Genomic DNA, 18,560 nt, shown 5'->3' with positions numbered 1-18,560 from the left:
GGTATGTCGGTCTCCTGAGGGATGCCCCGCGCGCGGGGCGGTGCTTGGCTGGAGGCACCGCCTACGTGAGGAACGCCATGCCTGCTTCCGATGTGCCCGCCGCGCAGGAAGCCCTCTTGCGGCAGATGTACGCCGTCTTCGGTACCGAAGAGCGCGATGCGTTCATCCCGCGCTCCCTGGCACCCGACGTGAATTGGCCGAACCTCCTGGACAACACCCGCGCCCGGGGCATCGCCGCGGTCCGCGCCTACTGGGCACGGCAGTTCGCGGTGATGCATCCCCTGGTGCACCTGGAGCGGCTACGGCTCGACGACGACGGGCGGCGGGTCGTGGCGACCGTGCGGCCGGGGCTGCGGGACGAGACGGGCGACCACTGGGCACCGACGACGGTCGAGCACGTCTACACGTTCCGGGAAGACGGCCTGGTGAGCCGGATGGACGTACGGCAGCGGTGACCGCCCCGCGCCGGACGCCGTGAAGGCCCGTGGGAGCGCCTCAGAACAGCGGGAGCTGCCCGGGGAAGTCCGGGACCGCGTAACCGTCCAGAGCGGGCTGTGCGGCGCCCAGCATGGCCTGCCTGCGCGAGCCGGGGCAGGAGACGAGGTCACCGCGGCCGCGCGGGCCCGGCGGATCATGCCGGGCGAACCGGCCTCCGACGACCGCGATCTCCCGGCGGCACTCGAGGCAGTTCCTGCGGCGCGATGAGGACGGCATGGCTGGCATCGACGACATACCCCTCAGCGTACGAAAAGACCCCCTCCGACTTGCGTTTCCGCAAGACCGGAGAGGGTCTCCTTCGTGTGGCGGCGCCAGGATTCGAACCTGGGAAGGCTGAGCCGGCAGATTTACAGTCTGCTCCCTTTGGCCGCTCGGGCACACCGCCTGGGTCGCTGCCTGGAAGCGTCCGCTTTGGGGCGGCGTTCCGTGGCAACGACGTAAACGATACCTGATGGACAGGGGTGCTTCGCCACCCGATTGATCGGCCCCCGGCGCGGGGGCGGTGGCTAGGCTTTGCGGATGCGGCCAGGGACCGAAGGCCGTGCACCAGCCGAGTACGCAGACCCCGATACAAGGAGCCACAGGACATGGCCGACTCCAGTTTCGACATCGTCTCGAAGGTCGAGCGGCAGGAGGTCGACAACGCCCTCAACCAGGCCGCCAAGGAGATCTCGCAGCGCTACGACTTCAAGGGCACGGGCGCCTCGATCGCTTGGTCCGGCGAGAAGATCCTGATGGAGGCGAACGGCGAGGAGCGGGTCAAGGCGATCCTCGACATCTTCCAGTCCAAGCTGATCAAGCGGGGCATCTCGCTGAAGTCGCTGGACGCGGGCGAGCCGCAGTTGTCGGGCAAGGAGTACAAGATCTTCGCCTCGATTGAAGAGGGCATCTCCCAGGAGAACGCGAAGAAGGTCGCCAAGATCATCCGTGATGAGGGCCCCAAGGGCGTCAAGGCGCAGGTCCAGGGCGACGAGCTGCGGGTCAGCTCGAAGAGCCGCGACGACCTGCAGGCCGTACAGGCGCTGCTCAAGGGGCAGGACTTCGACTTCGCGGTGCAGTTCGTCAACTACCGCTGATTGCCGGTGCGTGCGCCAGTAAGTACTGCTGGCCGCTCGTCGTACGACGCCGAAGGGCGGGCACCCTCTCCGGGTGCCCGCCCTTGCTGCTGGCCGCAGATCGGGGGAACGGCGCCTGGGGGCGCGGATGGCTCAGCGGCGCGAGTGGCCGAAGAGGATGCGGTAGGCGACGAGCAGGACGAGCGAGCCGCCGATCGCGGCTGCCCAGGTCGCGCCGTCGTAGATGTCGGTGGCTATCGGGCGGTCGAAATAGCGGGCCGAGAGCCAGCCGCCGATGAAGGCGCCGGCGATGCCGATGACGGTCGTGCCGATGAAACCGCCCGGGTCGCGGCCGGGCAGCAGGACCTTGGCCACGACACCGGCGAGCAGCCCTAGAACGATCCAGCTGATGATGCCCATGCGGTGTACCTGCCCCTCTTCGTGCTGTTGTCCTTGAGGACGTCACGGGAGCGGGGCGCGGTTGCGGTGGTCAGCCTGATGCGGTGTATGACACACGAGGGCCGCGCCGCTGTGCGGCACGGCCCGGCGAGTATGTCAGCGCGCGGCGAACGGCTGGTCCGTGCGCACGATTTCGCGGCCGAGCGGCATCAACGACACCGGGATCAGCTTGAAGTTGGCGACGCCCAGCGGGATGCCGATGATCGTGACGCACAGGAGGAAGCCGGTCACGATGTGGCCGAGCGCGAGCCACCAGCCCGCGAGGATCAGCCACAGGACGTTCACGACGCAGGACGGCGCGCCCGCGTCGCGGCGCTCAACTGTCGTGTATCCGAAGGGCCACAGGGCATAGCGGCCGATGCGGAAGCTGGCGACGCCGAACGGAATGCCGATGACCGTGATGCACAGGAGCACCCCGGCCAGGAGATAGCCGAGGAACATCCAGAAGCCGCACAGGACGAGCCAAATGACGTTCAGGATTGTCTTCACTGTTGGCGACCTGCCATCTGCTCGAGCCGGGCAATGCGCTCCGCCATCGGCGGATGCGTGGAGAACATCTTGGACATGCCCTGCCCCGGACGGAAAGGGTTCGCAATCATCATGTGACTTGCCGTCTCAAGGCGTGGCTCGGGCGGCAGCGGAAGCTGCTTCGTCCCCGCGTCGAGCTTGCGCAGGGCGCTCGCGAGGGCCAGGGGGTCCCCGGTGAGCTGCGCACCGGACGCGTCGGCCTCGTACTCCCTGGAACGGCTGATCGCGAGCTGGATGACCGAGGCGGCCAGCGGACCCAGAAGCATGATCAGCAGCATGCCGAAGATGCCGGGGCCTTCGTTGTCGTTCGACCTGCCGACCGGGATCAGCCAGGCGAAGTTGACGAGGAACATGATCACCGAGGCGAGGGCGCCGGCGACCGACGAGATCAGGATGTCGCGGTTGTAGACATGGCTGAGCTCGTGGCCGATGACGCCCCGCAGCTCGCGCTCGTCCAGGAGGCGCAGGATGCCGTCGGTGCAGCACACCGCCGCGTTGCGCGGATTGCGGCCCGTCGCGAACGCGTTCGGCGCCTCGGTGGGCGAGATGTAGAGGCGGGGCATGGGCTGGCGGGCTTGCGTCGAGAGCTCGCGGACCATGCGGTAGAGCTGGGGGGCCTCGAATTCGCTCACCGGGCGCGCGCGCATGGCGCGCAGGGCGAGCTTGTCGCTGTTCCAGTACGCGTACGCGTTGGTGCCGAGCGCCACGAAGAGCGCGACGATCAAGCCCGTACGTCCGAAGAAACTGCCGATGACGAGGATGAGAGCGGACAGTCCCCCGAGGAGTACGGCGGTCTTCAGCCCGTTGTGCCGGCGGTGCACGGTACGCCCTCCTGTGGTGCGTGGGGGAACCCTCTGTCTGCTGGTGCTTCCACTCTTCAGTGGACCCTCCCGTACTGGTCAACGCCAGGCGGGGAGCACTAGTTCCCTTGTGCGCGCGGGAGCGGCGCAGGAGTGACGTGGGCCGCTCGGGTGACGGCCCGAGCGGCCCTACGGGGAAGGCGGCCCGTCAGAACAGACCGGTGTCGGAGAACCTCAGGACGAGTTGCGGCGCTCCGGAGAGCGCGATGCCGAGGACCGCGGTCAGGGCGATGGCGACCGTCAGGGGGGCCGGTACGCGGTGCTTGGCCGGCTGGCCCTCGGGGGCGCGGAACAGGAGCGCGGTCCACTGGAGGTAGTAGAAGAGCGCGATCACGACGTTCACGGCCATCACCACGGCGAGCCAGCCGAGGCCCGCGTCGACCGCCGCCGAGAAGACGGTGACCTTCGCGAAGAGGCCGATGATGCCCGGCGGCAGGCCCGCGAGGCAGAGCAGGAAGAACCCGAGCACCAGGGCCGCGAGGGGGCTCCTCGCGTACAGGCCCCGGTAGTCGCTGACGCGGTTCAGGCGCTGCGTACGGCCGACGAGCGCGGCGACGGCGAACGCCCCGAGGTTCACGGCCGCGTACATGAGGGCGTACGCGACGGTGGAGCCGACGGCTTTCTCGGCCTCGGCGGGGTTGTCGGCGTATCCGGCGGCAGCGATCGGCACCAGGAGGTATCCCGCCTGGCCCACCGAGGACCAGGCGAGCAGACGTACCGCGCTGTACGCGCGCGTGGCCTGCTGACGCAGCGCAGCCACGTTGCCCGCCGTCATGGTGAGAGCGGCGAGCACGGCCAGCGCCGGGCCCCACACATCGGCGTACGAGGGGAAGGCGACGACGGTGACGAGGATCAGGCCCGTGAAGCCGACCGCCTTGCCGACGACGGAGAGATACGCGGCGACGGGCAAGGGCGCGCCTACGTAGGTGTCGGGCACCCAGAAGTGGAACGGAACGGCGGCCACCTTGAAGGCGAAGCCGACGAGGGTGAGGGCGACACCGGTCTGGGCGAGCGTGTCCAGCTGCCCGTCGACGTGCTGGAGCTCCTCGGCGATCTCCGTGAGGTGCATGGTCCCGGTCGCGGCGTACACGAAGCTGACGCCCATCAGCGTCACGGCGGTCGCGGTGACGGAGGAGAGGAAGAACTTCAGGGCCGCTTCGGAGGACCGCTTGTCGCCGTGCCTGAGGCCCACGAGCGCGAAGGCGGGCAGGGAGGCGACTTCAAGGGCGACGATGAGCGTGGCGAGGTCGCGTGAGGCGGGCAGCAGCGCGGCGCCCGCGGCGGAGGAGAGCAGCAGGAACCAGAACTCCCCTTCGGGGAGCTCCTTGTCGGTGCCGTTCGCGTCCTTGAGTGTGCTGATCGAGAGCAGCGCCGCAAGCAAGGCACCGCCGATGACGAGCAGTTGGATGACGAGCGTGAAGCGGTCGGCGGTGTAGCTGCAGGCCTCCGCGCCACCGGTCAGGCAGAACGTCGACCGGTCGTCGTTCAGGATCGGCAGCAGGGAGAGGGCGGCCACGGCGAGGCCCGCCACGGAGACCCAGCCGAGCAGCGCCTTCTTCTTGTCGCCCACGAAGAGGTCGGCGACCAGCACGAGGAGACCGACGACCGCCGCGATGGTGGGCGGAGCGATCGCGAGCCAGTCGACGGACTGGACGACGCCGGCGGCGCTTTCGGCGGCCACGGTCACGACTTGCCTCCTGAGAGGAGCTGCTGCACGGCCGGGTCGGTGAGGCCGAGCAGAGCGGCGGGCCAGAGTCCGGCGAGGACGGTGAGGGCGACGAGCGGGGTCCAGGCGGCGAACTCGTAGCCCTGGACGTCGGCGAGCGCCGGGGTGTCGGTCTTGGCGGCGCCCTGGGCCCCTTGAGCCACCGGGCCCATGCAGACGCGGCGTACGACGATGAGCATGTACGCCGCAGTGAGCAGGGTGCCGACGGCGGCGATCGCCGTGAAGGTGAGGAAGGCCGGGCGGCTGAGTCCTTCGGCGGGCTTGAACGCGCCGAACAGGGCGAGCATCTCGCCCCAGAACCCGGCGAGGCCCGGAAGGCCGAGCGAGGCGACCGCGCCGAAGGCGAGGAGGCCGCCGAGGCGGGGCGCCCTGCCGTAGAGCGCGGCGCCCGATTCCTGCGCGAGGGTGTCGAGGTCGCTGGTGCCCGTGCGGTCCTTCAGCGCGCCGACGAGGAAGAACAGCAGGCCGGTGATGAGGCCGTGCGCGATGTTGGCGAACAGCGCGCCGTTCACGCCGGTCGGGCTCATCGTCGAGATGCCGAGGAGCACGAAGCCCATGTGGCCCACGGACGAGTACGCGATGAGGCGCTTGAGGTCGCCCTTCGCGCCCTGCTTGGCGAGGGCGAGGCAGGCGAGCGAACCGTAGATGATCCCGACCACGGCGAAGGCCGCGAGGTACGGCGCGAAGGTGCGCATCCCGTCGGGCGTGATCGGCAGCAGGATCCGGACGAAGCCGTACGTGCCCATCTTCAGCAGCACGCCGGCCAGCAGGACCGAGCCGACGGTGGGCGCGGCGGTGTGCGCGTCCGGCAGCCAGCTGTGCAGCGGCCACATCGGCGTCTTGACCGCGAGGCCGATCCCGATTGCCAGAACGGCGATGACCTGCACGGATGTGCTCAGGGCGGGGTCGTTGTCAGTGGCGAGTGCCACCATGTCAAATGTGCCGGACTTGAGGCCGATGAGGAGGAGGCCGAGCAGCATCACGACGGAGCCGAGAAGCGTGTAGAGGATGAACTTCCAGGCGGCTTGCGTGCGTTGGGCGCCGCCCCAGCGTGCGATGAGGAAGTACATCGGGATGAGGACCATCTCGAACGCGAGGAAGAACAGCAGCAGATCGAGGACGGCGAAGGTCGCGAGGGTGCCGGACTCGAGCACGAGGATCAGCGCGACGAATGCCTTGGGAGACGGGCCCGCAGGCATTTTGAAGTAGGAGTACAGCGCGCAGAGGAAGGTCAGCAGCGCGGTCAGGACCAGGAGGGGGAGCGAGATGCCGTCGATGCCGAGGTGGATGCGCACGTCGAGTGCGGGGATCCAGCTGATATCGGTCGTGGCCTGCATCTTTGACGGGTGGTCATGGTCGAAGCCGAGTGCGAGGACGATCGCCGCGATGAGGATCGCGCCGGTCACGATCATGCCGTGGCGCAGCACGGCCTGGTCGGGTGACTTCCCCTTCAGTCCGGGCGGGGCCGGGAGCAGGGCGGCCACGGCGCCGAGGAGCGGGCCGACCACGATCAACGCGAGAAGAAGCTGCATCACGGATTCACTGATATCGATCACGGCTGCTCACGCTCCGGCGGTGGCGACGAGGACGGCGGCGACAGCCAGGACGACGGTGCCTGCGAGCAGCGCGCTCAGGTAGGTCTGCACGTTGCCGGTCTGCGCGCGGCGGACGGCCGCGCCGAGCCAGCGGGGTGCGGTGCCCGCACCGCGCACGTACGTCTCGACGACCTCGCGGTCGAGGAACCGGACGAGGCGCGCGGCGGCCTGGACGGGGCGCACGAACAGGGCGGCGTAGACGGCGTCGAGGTGGAAGCCGACGGCGGCGTGCCGGTGCAGCGGGCCGAGCAGGAGGCGGCCGGGGTCGGCCGGGTCGTGGGCGGCGGCCACGTCTCCGTACACGGGGGCGTGCGAGGCGATGGCCTCGGCTTCGACCAGGCCTCCGTCGGCTCCCGCGTCGGCGGCGACCGCGCCCATCGGGTGGCGGGCGGCGAGCGCCGTGGTGTGGCGCCACGCCCCGTACGTGACGAGCCCGCCGACGAGGGCGAGTCCCGTGCCGAGGACGGAGGTGGTGAGGGTCGGAGTGAGCGAGTGGCCGTCGAACCAGTCCGGCAGGACGCCGACGGTCAGGCCGAAGGCGAGTGAGGGGACGGCGAGCACCCAGAGCACGGCGGTCATCGTGATCGGCTGGCGGCCGTGGTCCGGGGCTTCGGGGCCCTTGCCGTTGAAGGCGAGCAGCCACAGACGTGTCGCGTAGGCGGCGGTGAGGAGGGCGGTCAGCAGACCGGCGATCAGGACGATCCAGCCCGCCGCGGTGGGGGCGGTCTCGGAGTGGCCGGTGGCCGCGTGTTCGGCCGCGCCCAAGACGGCTTCCTTGGAGAAGAAGCCGCTGAAGGGCGGGATCGCGGCGAGCGCCAGGAGCGCCACGGTCATCGTCCAGAAGGCGTCGGGGACCCGGTCGCGCAGGCCCTTCATACGGGACATCGCGGCGAGGGAGTTGGTGCCGGCGGCGTGGATGATCACGCCGGCGCCGAGGAAGAGGAGCGCCTTGAAGGCGCCGTGCGAGAGGAGATGGAAGACGGCGGCACCGCGGTCGCCCACGGCGAGGGCGCCGGTCAGATAGCCGAGCTGGCCGATCGTCGAGTACGCGAGGACACGCTTGATGTCGTCCTGGGCGAGCGCGGCGAGTGCCGAGCCGGCCATCGTGACGGCGGCCATGACGGCGAGGACGACCAGTGCCGCAGCGGATGCGGCGAAGACCGGGAGGAGCCGGGCCACGAAGTAGACACCGGCGGCGACCATCGTCGCGGCGTGGATGAGCGCGGAGACGGGCGTGGGGCCCGCCATCGCGTCGGGCAGCCAGGTGTGCAGCGGGAACTGCGCGGACTTGCCCGCCACACCGGCGAGGAGCAGCAGGGCGATCAGCGTCGGGTGGTCGAGGCCGCCGCCCGCGACCGTCGCGAGGACGGTCGTGATGCGGAACGACCCGGCGTCGACGGCGAGCGCGAACAGGCCGATCAGGAAGGGGACGTCGCCGAGCTTGGTGACCAGGAAGGCCTTGAGGGAGGCCGCGCGGGCTTCGGGCGTCTCCCAGTAGTGGCCGACGAGGAAGTACGAGCAGATGCCCATGATCTCCCAGCCGACCAGGAGCACCATCAGGTCGCCGGAGTAGACGACGAGCAGCATCGCGGAGGTGAAGAGGGAGACGAGAGCGGCGTACGAGGGGTAGCGCGGGTCGTCGCGCAGGTAGCCCGTCGAGTAGATCTGCACGCAGGAGGCGACGACGCCGACCAGGACGGCGACGAGGGCGGCGAAGCCGTCGATGTGCAGGGCGAGTTCGATGGGGACCGAGCCGGTCGGGGTGAGCTCGGTGGCGGAGTCGATGTCGGTGCCGCCGCCGTGGCGGGCGGCGACCATGACGGCGATGAACAGCGCCGCCAGGGTGGGCAGCACCGCGAGGGGACGTACGAGACCCGGGACGGTTCGGCCGAGCAGCAGGCCGGCGACGGCGCCGAGGAACGGCAGGAGGGGGACGAGTACGGCGAGGGTGGTCGTGGTCACGCGGTGGCCTCAGCCTTCTGCGACTTCTGCGAGGACTTGGCCGGGGCGGGCTCTTCGGTGGCCGCGCCCTCGGCGTCGCCCTCGTCATCGTCGTCGGGGTCGTCGGGCCCCTCGGCGGTGTCGCGGAGGTCGTCGACGGCGGAGGAGCCGCGGTTGCGGTAGACCGCCAGGACGATCGCGAGGCCGATGCCGATCTCCGCGGCTGCGATGGCGATGGTGAAGAGGGTCAGGGCCTGGCCGGAGTGGAGGGCGTCGCGGAGCCAGACGTCGAAGGCGACCAGGTTGAGGTTGACGGCGTTGAGCATGAGCTCGACGGACATCAGGACCAGGATCGCGTTGCGGCGGGCGAGCACTCCGTACAGGCCCACGCAGAAGAGGAGGGCGGCAAGGACGGCGGGATAGGCGAGGTGCATCAGCGCTGCTCCTTGTCGCCGGCGGCACCGGTAACGGGGCTGTCGCCGGTGGCGTCGGTCTTGCGGGGCAGGCGGGTCTTGCGGGGCAGGCGGGTCATGCGGGCGTTCCTGCGGGAGAGGACGATCGCGCCGACCAGGGCGGCCAGGAGCAGGACCGAGAGCGCCTCGAACGGCAGCACCCAGTGCCGGAAGAGGAACTGCCCGGTCACCGCGGTGGAGCCCTGGGCCTCGTCGGCGGCGCGGTCGAGGTCGATCCAGGTCGTCCGGAAGGCGTCGACGACGACCCAGACCAGGGCGGCCGCCGCGAGGACGGCCACCGCGAGCGCGACCGGGCGGTTGCCCGAATCGGCGTCCGGGGAGCGGCCGATGGGGGCCCGCGTCAGCATCAGGCCGAAGAGAAGGAGGACGACGACGGAACCGACGTAGATCAGTACCTGTACCCAGGCGATGAACTCGGCGGTGAGCAGGAGGTACTCGACGGCCAGGCCGCCCAGCGTCGCCACGAGCCACAGGGCGGCGTGCACCAGTTGCTTCGTGGTGACGGTGACGATCGCCGAGCCGAGGGTCACGAGGCCGACCAGGAGGAAGGCGATCTCCACTCCCGTCGGGGAGAGGAAGCCTTGCGGGGCGGCGGCTGCGAGGGTCACGCTCACGCGGATCCCTCCTGTCCGGCGGCTTCGGCTTCCTGCGCCGCGGCCAGCTTCTCCGCCGCCTTGCGGGCGGTGACGATCTCCTTGGGGTCCTCGGCCGCGGGGTCCAGGGCCGGTGGGGCCGGGACCGTCCACATCCAGTCGCGGAGCTTGTCGCGCTCGTGGGTGAGTTCGTGGATGTCGGTCTCGGCGTACTCGAACTCCGGGGACCAGAACAGTGCGTCGAAGGGGCAGACCTCGATGCAGATGCCGCAGTACATGCAGAGGGAGAAGTCGATGGCGAAGCGGTCGAGGACGTTGCGGCTGCGTTCGCGGCCGCCCTCGACGGCCGGCGGGACCGTCTCCTTGTGCGAGTCGATGTAGATGCACCAGTCCGGGCACTCGCGGGCGCAGAGCATGCAGACCGTGCAGTTCTCCTCGAAGAGCCCGATGACGCCCCGGGTACGGGGCGGGAGTTCGGGCTGGTGCTCGGGGTACTGCTCGGTGACGGTCTTCTTCGTCATCGTGCGGAGGGTGACGGCGAGGCCCTTGGCCAGGCCGCTGCCAGGGATCGGAGGCATTTAGTTGATCGCCACCTTCACGATTCCGGTGAGCGCGATCTGCGCGAGGGCGAGCGGGACGAGGAGGGTCCAGGAGAGCTTCTGGAGCTGGTCCTCGCGGAGACGGGGGTAACTGACGCGCAGCCAGATCACGACGAAGGCGAGCAGTCCGGTCTTCAGGAGGGTCCAGACCCAGCCGAGGCCGTCGGCACCCCATGGGCCGTGCCAGCCGCCGAGGAAGAGGACGGTGGTGAGGCCGCAGAGGACGACGATCCCGGCGTACTCGGCGAGGAGGAAGAGGGCGAAACGGAGGCCCGTGTACTCGGTGTACGCACCGAAGATGATCTCCGAGTCGGCGACCGGCATGTCGAAGGGCGGGCGCTGGAGTTCGGCGAGGCCCGCGACGAAGAAGACGAGGGCGCCGACGATCTGCCAGGGCAGCCACCACCACTCGAAGGCGTTGAGGATGCCGGGGAGCGACACCGTCCCGGCCGCCATCGCGACCGAGGCCGCGGCGAGCAGCATCGGGAGTTCGTACGCCAGGAGCTGGGCGGCGGTGCGCAGGCCGCCGAGGAGGGAGAACTTGTTGGCGCTCGCCCAGCCCGCCATGAGCGAGCCGAGTACGCCGATGCCCATGACCGCGAGCACGAAGAAGATGCCCGCGTCGACGAGTTGGCCGACGGCGCCTTCGCTCGGGCCGATGGGGATGGCGATCAGGACGAGGAGGTAGGGCAGCAGGGCGATGGCGGGGGCGAGCTGGAAGATGCGGCGGTCGGCCTCGGCCGGTACGACGTCTTCCTTCTGCGCGAACTTCACCCCGTCGGCGACGAGCTGGGCCCAGCCGTGGAAGCCGCCCGCGTACATGGGGCCGAGGCGGCCCTGCATGTGGGCCATCACCTTGTGCTCGGTCTGGCCGATGACCAGGGGCAGGACGAGGAACACGGCGAAGACGACGAGGAGGCGCAGGGCGACGTCGAGCGCGTCGGTCACTCCGAGCCTCCTGGGCGGTCGTTGTCTTCGGGGCTGCCGGCTTCGCTGCTGCCGGCTTCGGGGGTGCTGTCTTCGGAGCTGCCGGCTTCGGGGCTGCTGTCTTCGCGGCTGCTGGCTTCGGGGCCGTCGGTCGTGGCCGGTGCGGTGTCGGCGGGCTTCTCGGGGGCGGCCGGGGCGGGCTCCTCCGTGTCCTCGAACGCCGGGCGGGCCTGGTGCCACGGGGCATCAGAACTGACCGCGCGGGGCTCGGGCTTCGGCTCCGGTACCGGAGAGGGCTCGGGGGACGGAGAGGGCTCCGGCTTCGCCTCCGGTGCCGGAGAGGGCTCCGGCTTCGCCCCCGGTGCCGGAGTGGGCTCAGGAGCCGGAGAAGGCTTTGCCTCCGGTGGTGTCTCCGCTGGCGGAACAGGCTCTGGCGTCGTTCGCTGTGATGCCGAGCCCTGGCTCACGCTGCGCGAGCGGCGCGGAGTCCGGGCTTCCGGCTGCGCGGCCTCTGCCTGGCCCGCGGCCGCCGGAGCAGCAGCCGCCGCCTGGCTCGCCGAACCCTCCCCCGCCGTGCGCGCCCGGCGTACGGGACGGTCGCCCGCCGCTCGAGCGGCGCCGCGGGCCGGGCGGGCCGGGGCTGCCGGGAGTTGGCCCTTCAGGGGGCCCCATTCGTTCGGGTCGGGTACGCCGGGAGGCAGCATCTGGCGGCGCTTGGGCCCGCCGTGCTCCGACTCCCCCGGCTCCTTCGCGCCGGGCCACGCCTTGGCGACCCGGGCCGCCAGGACGAAGTCCTTGCGCAGGGGGTGCCCTTCGAAGGTGTCCGGCAGAAGCAGCGGAACCAGGTGCGGGTGGCCTTCGAAAGCGACGCCGAACATCTCGTGCGTCTCGCGCTCGTGCCACGCCGCGCCCGCGTAGACGTCGACCGCCGTCGGCAGGACCGGGGCCTCGTGCGGAACGGTCGTACGGATGAGGAGGCGACGTACAGGAGAGAGGGCGACGACGTGGGCCGAGACGTGGAAGCCCGTGCCCGGTTCGTCGACGGCGCTCAGCCAGTCGAAGTAGGTGCAGGTCAGCGTCGTGCGCGCGGTTTCGAGCGCCGCGATCCACGAGCTCGGCGGGACGTCGACCGTCAGGAGGTCGTACGACTCGTCCGCCGTGGCCTCGGCACCGAAGAGCTCCTCGACGGGGCTCGGCAGCCAGCCGGTCATGACGTCCCCTCCCCCGCCGCGGCCTCGCCCGGCACCGGCGGCTTCACGAGTCCGCTCTGCAGCGCTGCCGCGGAAGGACGGTTGCCATGCCCCTTCCCGCGGCCGTAGCGCTCGCCCAGCGACTCCGCCGCGATCTTCTCCTGGAGCTTGAGGATGCCCTGGAGCAACGCCTCGGGCCGCGGCGGGCAGCCGGGTACGTACACATCGACCGGGATGATCTGGTCGACGCCCTTGGTCACCGCGTACGAATCCCAGTACGGGCCGCCGCAGTTGGAGCAGGCGCCGAAGGAGATGACGTACTTGGGCTCGGGCATCTGCTCGTACAGGCGCTTCACGGCCGGGGCCATCTTGTCCGTGACCGTGCCGGAGACGACCATCAGGTCGGCCTGGCGCGGGCCGGGCGCGAACGGGATCACGCCGAGCCGGATGAAGTCGTGCCGGGCCATGGAGGCGGCGATGAACTCGATGGCGCAACAGGCGAGGCCGAAGTTGAAGACCCACAACGAGTACCGGCGGCCCCAGTTGAGGACCACCTTCATCGGCTCGGGGGCCAGCCGCGAGAGCACGCCGAGCTTCTGTGGCTCGGGCGTGGACAGCACGGTCGGCTCGGGCAGGAGCACGGGCTCCGGGGTCACGTCCGTGCGAGGACGCTCCGGGGTCACGTCCATGTGAGGACGCCCTTCTTGTATGCGTACAGCAGGCCCACGGTCAGGAAGCCGAGGAAGATGAACATCTCCACCAGCGTCGTCGCACCGTAGCCGGGCGCGGCGAAAACCGTCGCCCATGGAAAGAGGAAGATCGAGTCGACGGCGAAGATGACGTAGAGGAACGCGTAGACGTAGTAGCGGACCTGGGTGTGCGCCCATCCCTCGCCGACCGGGTCGACACCGCACTCGTACGTCAGGAGCTTCTCTGGTGTCGGCACGACGGGCCTGAGCAGGCGCCCCGCGCCGAAGGCGACGGCGACGAACAGCACGCCGACGACGGCGAGCAGTCCGACGACGGAGTACGACTGGTAGTAGCTCGCCGCGACGTTCGTCACGTGCACGTCAGCCCCTCACTCCCTGACCGCCTCTGAGACCGCCTCTGACACTCAGCACTGTTCGACGATCTGTACGCACGGGAGTCTAGGGCCTGCTAAAGGTGAGGTAAGCAGAGCGTCACGCATCGGGTGGGGTTATCCCCCGGGAGTCCTGGCGGCCCTCCTCATGGCATCGCGGCGTCGAGCCGTGCAGTCTGACGCATATGACCGCACGCGCCATGTCCTCGACCACGTCTTCGGCGTACCCGCCGCATCCGCCGTACGCGCCGCCGCCCCCCGCCCGCTTCGCGGCGTACGACGCGCAGACCTGGAAGGAGATCGCCCACCTCCTCGCCAACCTGCCGATCGGCGTGGCCGGTTTCGTCTACGTGGTCGTGACGCTCGCCGCCGGCGGCGGTCTCGCCGTGACGGTCGTCGGCCTGCCGCTGCTCGCGGGCGCGCTGCTCGGTGCCCGCCTGATCGGCAGGGCGGAGCGGGCGCGGGCGCGCAAACTGCTCGGGCTGCGGATCGACGAGCCGAGCCCGATGCCCAAGCAGCGGGGCCATGGCTTCTTCAGCTGGCTGTGGTCGAGCCTGAAGGATCCGGTCGGCTGGCGCACGATGCTGTACTCGTTCATGCGGCTGCCCTGGGGCGTGGTGACCTTCGCCGTCACCCTGACCGGGCTCTTCGTGCTCTGGCCGGTGCTCCCTTACATCGTGCGCGGCCTGACGAACGCCGACCGGGCGATGGCGCGCGGGCTGCTCTCCCCCTCCGACGAACTGGAGCGGCGCATCGTGGAGTTGGAGTCGGACCGCGGTGTCGTCGTCGACACCGCCGCCGCCGACCTGCGCCGCATCGAGCGCGACCTGCACGACGGGGCGCAGGCCCGCCTGGTGGCACTGGCCATGGGGCTCGGTCTGGCCAAGGAGAAGCTTCTGGAGGGGCAGGCCGACGACACCGTGGCGGCGATGGTCGACGAGGCGCACGGCGAGGTGAAGCTGGCCCTCCAGGAACTGCGCGACCTGGCCCGTGGCATCCACCCGGCGGTCCTGACCGACCGCGGCCTGGACGCGGCGCTGTCCTCGGTGGCCTCGCGGTGCACGGTCCCGGTGAAGGTGACCGCCGATCTGCCGGCGCGCCCGGCCGCCGCGATCGAGGGCATCGCGTACTTCACGGTCTCCGAGCTCCTGCAGAACGTCAGCAAGCACAGCGGGGCCCGTACGGCGTCCGTGGACGTGTGGCGTGCCGACCAGCGGCTGCTCATCCAGGTGTGGGACGACGGCGGGGGCGGCGCGCGTCTGGACGGGGGTTCGGGCATGGCGGGGCTCGCCGACCGGCTCGGCGCGGTCGACGGCCTGTTCGTGATCGAGTCCCCGGAGGGCGGCCCCACGACGATCACGGCGGAGCTGCCGTGGCGCGATCGGGGCCTGGACCGGGAGCAGCCGGCCCGGGGGTAGGGAAAACCCCCGGTCGAAGACACCTACGCACCACATGGTCCGGATCAGCCGCGGCCAGCACGCTTGAGATACGACGCCGAACCAGCGCGTGAACCAACGAGCGTGAACCGAAGAGCGTGAACCGAAGAGCGTGACCGAGCAGAAACGGACGACACCGATGGCCACGGAGTACGGACAGGAGTACGGGCGCATGAACCGTTCGGAGTTCCGGGGATCCGACCTCGACGATCGGCGGCACCGTCTCCCCGCCGGGCTGCGGGCGCCGATCGAGGCCCGCGCCTGGAAGGAGTTCGGCTATGTGCTCCTCAGCCTGCCGATCAGCATCGTCACGTTCACGTTCGCGGTCACGATGCTGTCGGTCGGCGCGGGGCTGCTGATCACGTTCATCGGCATCCCGGTGCTCGCCGCCGGTCTTGCCGCCTGCCGCGGCATCGGCTCGCTCGAACGGGTGCGGGCGCGGGCGCTCCTGGGCGTCGAGGTGGCCAACCCCGAGCCATTGCGGCCCAAGAACGGCGGCGGGCCCATGGCGTGGATGGGTGCCGTGCTCAAGAGCGGCGTCTCCTGGCGGCACGTCCTCTACTCCATCCTCCACATGCCCTGGGCGGTCTTCTCCTTCACCGTGTCGGTGATCTTCTGGACGTACAGCTGGGCGATGCTCACGTACCCGCTGTGGCAGTGGCTCTTCCCGGTCTGGGGCGGCCAGGACGGCATCCAGCTCTACCGCGACAACGGTCACCAGATCTACCTGGACAACCCCTTCGAGATCGGCGTCACCGCCCTCACCGGCCTGCTGATCACGCTCGCCACGCCCTGGATCATCCGAGCCCTGACCACCGTCGACCGCGTCATGGTGGCCGGTCTGCTCGGCCCCTCCAGCCTGGCCACGCGCGTCGTCGAGCTGGAGTCGGACCGCGGTGTCGTCGTCGACACCGCCGCCGCCGACCTGCGCCGCATCGAGCGCGACCTGCACGACGGGGCGCAGGCCCGCCTGGTGGCGCTCGCCATGGACCTGGGCCTGGCCAAGGAGAAGCTGACCGAGGACCCGGAGGCGGCGGCGCGCATGGTGGGCGAGGCGCACGGCGAGGTGAAGGTGGCTCTCCAGGAGCTGCGCGACCTGGCCCGCGGCATCCACCCGGCGGTCCTGACCGACCGTGGCCTGGACGCGGCGCTCTCCGCGCTCGCCGCCAGGTGCACGGTTCCGGTCCAGGTGGAGGTGGATCTTCCCGCGCGTCCCGCGGCCGCGATCGAGGGCATCGCGTACTTCACGGTCTCCGAGCTGCTGCAGAACATCAGCAAGCACGCGCGGGCGTCCCACGGCTCGGTCGACGTGTGGCAGGTCGAGGACCGGCTGATGCTCCAGGTCACCGACGACGGTGACGGGGGCGCGGACGTGACCGGCGGTTCCGGCCTCGCCGGACTCGCCGAGCGGCTCGACGCGGTCGACGGGATCCTGGTCGTGGATTCACCGGTGGGCGGGCCCACGACGGTGACGGCCGAGTTGCCCTGGCGGGCGTAGCCGCGGATCGCCCTCCGCACTCACCCACCCGGTCGCCCCGCAGAGCGGGGAGGCCGGGTGGGTGCTGCCGTGCCCGCGACGAGTGAGCACGGTGCAAGCGGTTGTCCGCGAACGCCGTTACGCCCTTCGCAGGCGTTCGTACGCGCGATACTGAGGTGCCGGGGGACAACCAGAATCAAATATGCCGGGGGGCCGTGAACGTGGAGGACAAAGTGCGGGTCGTCATCGCCGAGGATTCAGTGCTGCTCAGGGAGGGCCTGACCCGGTTGCTGACCGACCGCGGGCACGACGTCGTCGCGGGGGTCGGCGACGCGGACGCGCTGATCAAGACGATCAACGACCTCTCCTCCGCGGGCGCGCTGCCCGACGTGGTCGTCGCCGACGTGCGGATGCCGCCGACGCACACCGACGAGGGGGTGCGGGCCGCGGTGCACCTGCGCCACCAGTTCCCGGGGCTCGGGGTGCTCGTCCTCTCCCAGTACGTCGAGGAGCAGTACGCCACCGAACTGCTGGCCGGGTCCAGCCGAGGTGTCGGCTATCTGCTCAAGGACCGTGTCGCCGAGGTGCGCGAGTTCGTGGACGCCGTGGTGCGTGTCGCGCAGGGCGGCACGGCGCTCGACCCGGAGGTCGTGGCGCAGCTGCTCGGCCGCAGCCGAAAGCAGGACGTCCTCGCGGGGCTTACTCCTCGCGAACGCGAGGTACTCGGTCTGATGGCCGAGGGCCGGACGAACTCGGCGGTGGCAAGGCAGTTGGTGGTGAGTGACGGCGCGGTCGAGAAGCACGTCAGCAACATCTTCCTGAAGCTGGGACTTTCCCAGAGCGACGGGGACCACCGGCGCGTGCTGGCGGTGCTCACCTACCTCAACTCCTAGCCATCTGACACCCTGTCAGTTCATTGACAGCAGCGGCAACCGCACACCGCACGAGCACGAGCACGGAGAACAGTCCTAGAACCAAAGGATGAGTGGGGGCGTCTTCCATGTCGGGCCGGAGGGTGAGGCAGACCATGACAAAACGGGGCATTGCAGCGTCTCAAAAGTGCGTCCGTCATGCGATCAACCCCAGGAAGGCGACCCTTACAGACGTAGGGTGGGCCTTGGGAAGGCCGGTCGCCCAGCCCTTCCCGCTCAGCCGCCCGAGGGAGGTCCAGTTCAGTGACCAGCCAGGTCAGTAGCCCAGCCGAGCAGGCCGATGGGGCAGTCGTCGGAGAGCAGCGCAAGCATGCTGGTGAGAAGGATGTACGCCGTCTGGACCGGGTGATCATCCGCTTCGCGGGTGACTCGGGTGACGGCATGCAGCTCACCGGTGACCGGTTCACTTCGGAGACGGCGTCCTTCGGGAACGACCTCTCGACACTGCCGAACTTTCCCGCCGAGATCCGTGCTCCTGCCGGGACACTGCCGGGTGTCTCCTCGTTCCAGCTGCATTTCGCCGACCACGACATCCTCACGCCGGGCGACGCGCCGAACGTCCTGGTCGCGATGAACCCGGCCGCGCTGAAGGCGAACATCGCCGATGTGCCGCGCGGCGCGGAGATCATCGTCAACACGGACGAGTTCTCCAAACGGGCGATGCAGAAGGTCGGCTACGAGGTCTCGCCGCTGGAGGACGGTTCACTGGACGGCTACAGCGTCCACCCGGTGCCGCTGACGACGCTGACGGTCGAGGCGCTCAAGGAGTTCGACCTCTCGCGCAAGGACGCGGGCCGCAGCAAGAACATGTTCGCGCTGGGTCTGTTGTCGTGGATGTACCACCGGCCGACCGAGGGAACGGAGAAGTTCCTGCGGACGAAGTTCGCCAAGAAGCCGGACATCGCCGAGGCCAACATCGCCGCCTTCCACGCCGGTTGGAACTTCGGCGAGACGACGGAGGACTTCGCGGTCTCGTACGAGGTCGCTCCCGCCGCCCAGGCCTTCCCCACCGGCACCTACCGCAACATCTCGGGGAACCTGGCCCTCTCGTACGGTCTGATCGCCGCGGGCCGGCAGGCGGATCTGCCGCTCTATCTGGGCTCGTATCCCATCACCCCGGCCTCGGACATCCTGCACGAGCTCAGCAAGCACAAGAACTTCGGTGTGCGCACCTTCCAGGCCGAGGACGA

The 18,560-nt window shown here is 70.0% G+C and carries 20 protein-coding genes, 1 tRNA gene and 1 pseudogene; 7 read left to right on the top strand and 15 right to left on the bottom strand.

Going from position 1 to position 18,560, the window contains the following annotated elements; translation table 11 throughout:
- Nucleotides 1-77 precede the first annotated feature (77 nt).
- Complete coding sequence (locus ACWD02_RS40965; RefSeq protein ID WP_451221464.1) at nucleotides 78-455, top strand: nuclear transport factor 2 family protein; 378 nt, start codon at nucleotides 78-80, stop codon at nucleotides 453-455.
- A 40-nt stretch (nucleotides 456-495) separates the two neighbouring features.
- On the opposite strand, the gene ACWD02_RS40960 is transcribed toward ACWD02_RS40965, so the two are convergent.
- Together ACWD02_RS40960 and ACWD02_RS40955 are read right to left on the bottom strand one after the other, a co-directional pair.
- On the bottom strand, nucleotides 496-732 hold the full coding sequence (locus ACWD02_RS40960) for a hypothetical protein (protein WP_451221461.1): 237 nt from the start codon (nucleotides 730-732) through the stop codon (nucleotides 496-498).
- A gap of 69 nt (nucleotides 733-801) precedes the next feature.
- A tRNA-Tyr gene (locus tag ACWD02_RS40955) sits at nucleotides 802-883 on the bottom strand.
- 202 nt (nucleotides 884-1,085) lie between these two features.
- On the opposite strand from ACWD02_RS40955, the gene ACWD02_RS40950 reads away from it, so the two are divergent.
- Entirely contained in the window at nucleotides 1,086-1,574 is a 489-nt protein-coding gene (locus ACWD02_RS40950; RefSeq protein WP_055564526.1) for a YajQ family cyclic di-GMP-binding protein, read from the top strand.
- 132 nt (nucleotides 1,575-1,706) lie between these two features.
- Here ACWD02_RS40950 and ACWD02_RS40945 read toward each other — a convergent pair whose 3' ends face one another.
- The 10 genes from ACWD02_RS40945 to ACWD02_RS40900 form a co-directional block, all read right to left on the bottom strand.
- A complete protein-coding gene (locus ACWD02_RS40945; protein WP_190084388.1) occupies nucleotides 1,707-1,973 on the bottom strand; it encodes a GlsB/YeaQ/YmgE family stress response membrane protein in 267 nt (88 codons plus the stop codon).
- A 135-nt stretch (nucleotides 1,974-2,108) separates the two neighbouring features.
- Nucleotides 2,109-2,501, bottom strand: coding sequence for a YccF domain-containing protein (locus tag ACWD02_RS40940; protein ID WP_363212715.1), 393 nt, complete (start codon nucleotides 2,499-2,501; stop codon nucleotides 2,109-2,111).
- Complete coding sequence (gene htpX / locus ACWD02_RS40935; RefSeq protein WP_451221456.1) at nucleotides 2,498-3,361, bottom strand: zinc metalloprotease HtpX; 864 nt, start codon at nucleotides 3,359-3,361, stop codon at nucleotides 2,498-2,500. Before htpX ends, ACWD02_RS40940 begins: the two co-directional genes overlap by 4 nt.
- Nucleotides 3,362-3,548: 187 nt before the next feature.
- A complete protein-coding gene (locus ACWD02_RS40930; protein WP_451221453.1) occupies nucleotides 3,549-5,087 on the bottom strand; it encodes an NADH-quinone oxidoreductase subunit N in 1,539 nt (512 codons plus the stop codon).
- Nucleotides 5,084-6,682: a complex I subunit 4 family protein gene (locus ACWD02_RS40925; protein WP_451221450.1), complete on the bottom strand. Its 1,599-nt coding sequence runs from the start codon at nucleotides 6,680-6,682 to the stop codon at nucleotides 5,084-5,086. Before ACWD02_RS40925 ends, ACWD02_RS40930 begins: the two co-directional genes overlap by 4 nt.
- Nucleotides 6,683-6,688: 6 nt before the next feature.
- Nucleotides 6,689-8,683 carry an NADH-quinone oxidoreductase subunit 5 family protein gene (locus tag ACWD02_RS40920; RefSeq protein ID WP_451221447.1) on the bottom strand — a complete coding sequence of 665 codons (1,995 nt, stop codon included), beginning with the start codon at nucleotides 8,681-8,683 and terminating at the stop codon, nucleotides 6,689-6,691.
- Nucleotides 8,680-9,096, bottom strand: a complete 417-nt coding sequence (nuoK, locus tag ACWD02_RS40915; protein WP_451221444.1) for an NADH-quinone oxidoreductase subunit NuoK — start codon at nucleotides 9,094-9,096, stop codon at nucleotides 8,680-8,682. The genes ACWD02_RS40920 and nuoK overlap by 4 nt, the downstream gene beginning before the upstream one ends.
- Complete coding sequence (locus tag ACWD02_RS40910) at nucleotides 9,096-9,743, bottom strand: NADH-quinone oxidoreductase subunit J family protein (RefSeq protein WP_451221554.1); 648 nt, start codon at nucleotides 9,741-9,743, stop codon at nucleotides 9,096-9,098. Before ACWD02_RS40910 ends, nuoK begins: the two co-directional genes overlap by 1 nt.
- 2 nt (nucleotides 9,744-9,745) lie before the next feature.
- The gene (locus ACWD02_RS40905; RefSeq protein WP_451221441.1) at nucleotides 9,746-10,306 is read right to left on the bottom strand and encodes a NuoI/complex I 23 kDa subunit family protein; all 561 of its coding nucleotides are present in this window, start codon (nucleotides 10,304-10,306) and stop codon (nucleotides 9,746-9,748) included.
- On the bottom strand, nucleotides 10,307-11,251 hold the full coding sequence (locus ACWD02_RS40900) for a complex I subunit 1/NuoH family protein (RefSeq protein WP_451221551.1): 945 nt from the start codon (nucleotides 11,249-11,251) through the stop codon (nucleotides 10,307-10,309). It lies immediately after the preceding gene.
- Here ACWD02_RS40900 and ACWD02_RS40895 point away from each other — a divergent pair.
- Nucleotides 11,169-11,354: pseudogene (locus ACWD02_RS40895) on the top strand (hypothetical protein); the annotation flags it as partial. The gene ACWD02_RS40900 and the pseudogene ACWD02_RS40895 sit on opposite strands and share 83 nt — an antisense overlap.
- Here ACWD02_RS40895 and ACWD02_RS40890 read toward each other — a convergent pair.
- The 3 genes from ACWD02_RS40890 to ACWD02_RS40880 are packed head-to-tail and all read right to left on the bottom strand — an operon-like array spanning nucleotide 11,272 to nucleotide 13,513.
- Nucleotides 11,272-12,465 (bottom strand): NADH-quinone oxidoreductase subunit C, encoded by a 1,194-nt coding sequence (locus ACWD02_RS40890; protein ID WP_451221438.1) that lies wholly within the window; start codon nucleotides 12,463-12,465, stop codon nucleotides 11,272-11,274. The pseudogene ACWD02_RS40895 and the gene ACWD02_RS40890 overlap by 83 nt on opposite strands.
- Nucleotides 12,462-13,133: an NADH-quinone oxidoreductase subunit B gene (locus ACWD02_RS40885; RefSeq protein ID WP_451221435.1), complete on the bottom strand. Its 672-nt coding sequence runs from the start codon at nucleotides 13,131-13,133 to the stop codon at nucleotides 12,462-12,464. Before ACWD02_RS40885 ends, ACWD02_RS40890 begins: the two co-directional genes overlap by 4 nt.
- Nucleotides 13,124-13,513 carry an NADH-quinone oxidoreductase subunit A gene (locus ACWD02_RS40880; RefSeq protein WP_266863289.1) on the bottom strand — a complete coding sequence of 130 codons (390 nt, stop codon included), beginning with the start codon at nucleotides 13,511-13,513 and terminating at the stop codon, nucleotides 13,124-13,126. Before ACWD02_RS40880 ends, ACWD02_RS40885 begins: the two co-directional genes overlap by 10 nt.
- A gap of 212 nt (nucleotides 13,514-13,725) precedes the next feature.
- Here ACWD02_RS40880 and ACWD02_RS40875 point away from each other — a divergent pair, with 212 nt between their 5' ends.
- The 4 genes from ACWD02_RS40875 to ACWD02_RS40860 all read left to right on the top strand — a co-directional run.
- The gene (locus ACWD02_RS40875) at nucleotides 13,726-14,943 is read left to right on the top strand and encodes a sensor histidine kinase (RefSeq protein ID WP_451221548.1); all 1,218 of its coding nucleotides are present in this window, start codon (nucleotides 13,726-13,728) and stop codon (nucleotides 14,941-14,943) included.
- A 157-nt stretch (nucleotides 14,944-15,100) separates the two neighbouring features.
- A complete protein-coding gene (locus tag ACWD02_RS40870) occupies nucleotides 15,101-16,459 on the top strand; it encodes a sensor histidine kinase (protein WP_451221545.1) in 1,359 nt (452 codons plus the stop codon).
- A gap of 212 nt (nucleotides 16,460-16,671) precedes the next feature.
- Nucleotides 16,672-17,331 carry a LuxR C-terminal-related transcriptional regulator gene (locus tag ACWD02_RS40865; RefSeq protein WP_451221542.1) on the top strand — a complete coding sequence of 220 codons (660 nt, stop codon included), beginning with the start codon at nucleotides 16,672-16,674 and terminating at the stop codon, nucleotides 17,329-17,331.
- A gap of 282 nt (nucleotides 17,332-17,613) precedes the next feature.
- Nucleotides 17,614-18,560: 2-oxoacid:acceptor oxidoreductase family protein (locus ACWD02_RS40860; RefSeq protein WP_451221432.1), on the top strand; the 947-nt coding region annotated here is incomplete at its 3' end.

Source organism: Streptomyces sp. NPDC002853, assembly GCF_053591915.1.
This window is presented reverse-complemented; position numbering and strand designations above follow the sequence as displayed.

Excerpts from the sequence above, each read along its gene's own strand:
- ACWD02_RS40960 (WP_451221461.1), bottom strand. The coding sequence starts at position 732 with ATGTCGTCGATGCCAGCCATGCCGTCCTCATCGCGCCGCAGGAACTGC.
- nuoK (WP_451221444.1), bottom strand. The coding sequence starts at position 9,096 with ATGCACCTCGCCTATCCCGCCGTCCTTGCCGCCCTCCTCTTCTGCGTG.
- ACWD02_RS40890 (WP_451221438.1), bottom strand. The coding sequence starts at position 12,465 with ATGACCGGCTGGCTGCCGAGCCCCGTCGAGGAGCTCTTCGGTGCCGAG.
- ACWD02_RS40875 (WP_451221548.1), top strand. The coding sequence starts at position 13,726 with ATGTCCTCGACCACGTCTTCGGCGTACCCGCCGCATCCGCCGTACGCG.
- ACWD02_RS40950 (WP_055564526.1), top strand. The coding sequence starts at position 1,086 with ATGGCCGACTCCAGTTTCGACATCGTCTCGAAGGTCGAGCGGCAGGAG.
- ACWD02_RS40870 (WP_451221545.1), top strand. The coding sequence starts at position 15,101 with ATGGCCACGGAGTACGGACAGGAGTACGGGCGCATGAACCGTTCGGAG.
- ACWD02_RS40965 (WP_451221464.1), top strand. The coding sequence starts at position 78 with ATGCCTGCTTCCGATGTGCCCGCCGCGCAGGAAGCCCTCTTGCGGCAG.
- ACWD02_RS40905 (WP_451221441.1), bottom strand. The coding sequence starts at position 10,306 with ATGCCTCCGATCCCTGGCAGCGGCCTGGCCAAGGGCCTCGCCGTCACC.
- ACWD02_RS40885 (WP_451221435.1), bottom strand. The coding sequence starts at position 13,133 with ATGGACGTGACCCCGGAGCGTCCTCGCACGGACGTGACCCCGGAGCCC.
- ACWD02_RS40945 (WP_190084388.1), bottom strand. The coding sequence starts at position 1,973 with ATGGGCATCATCAGCTGGATCGTTCTAGGGCTGCTCGCCGGTGTCGTG.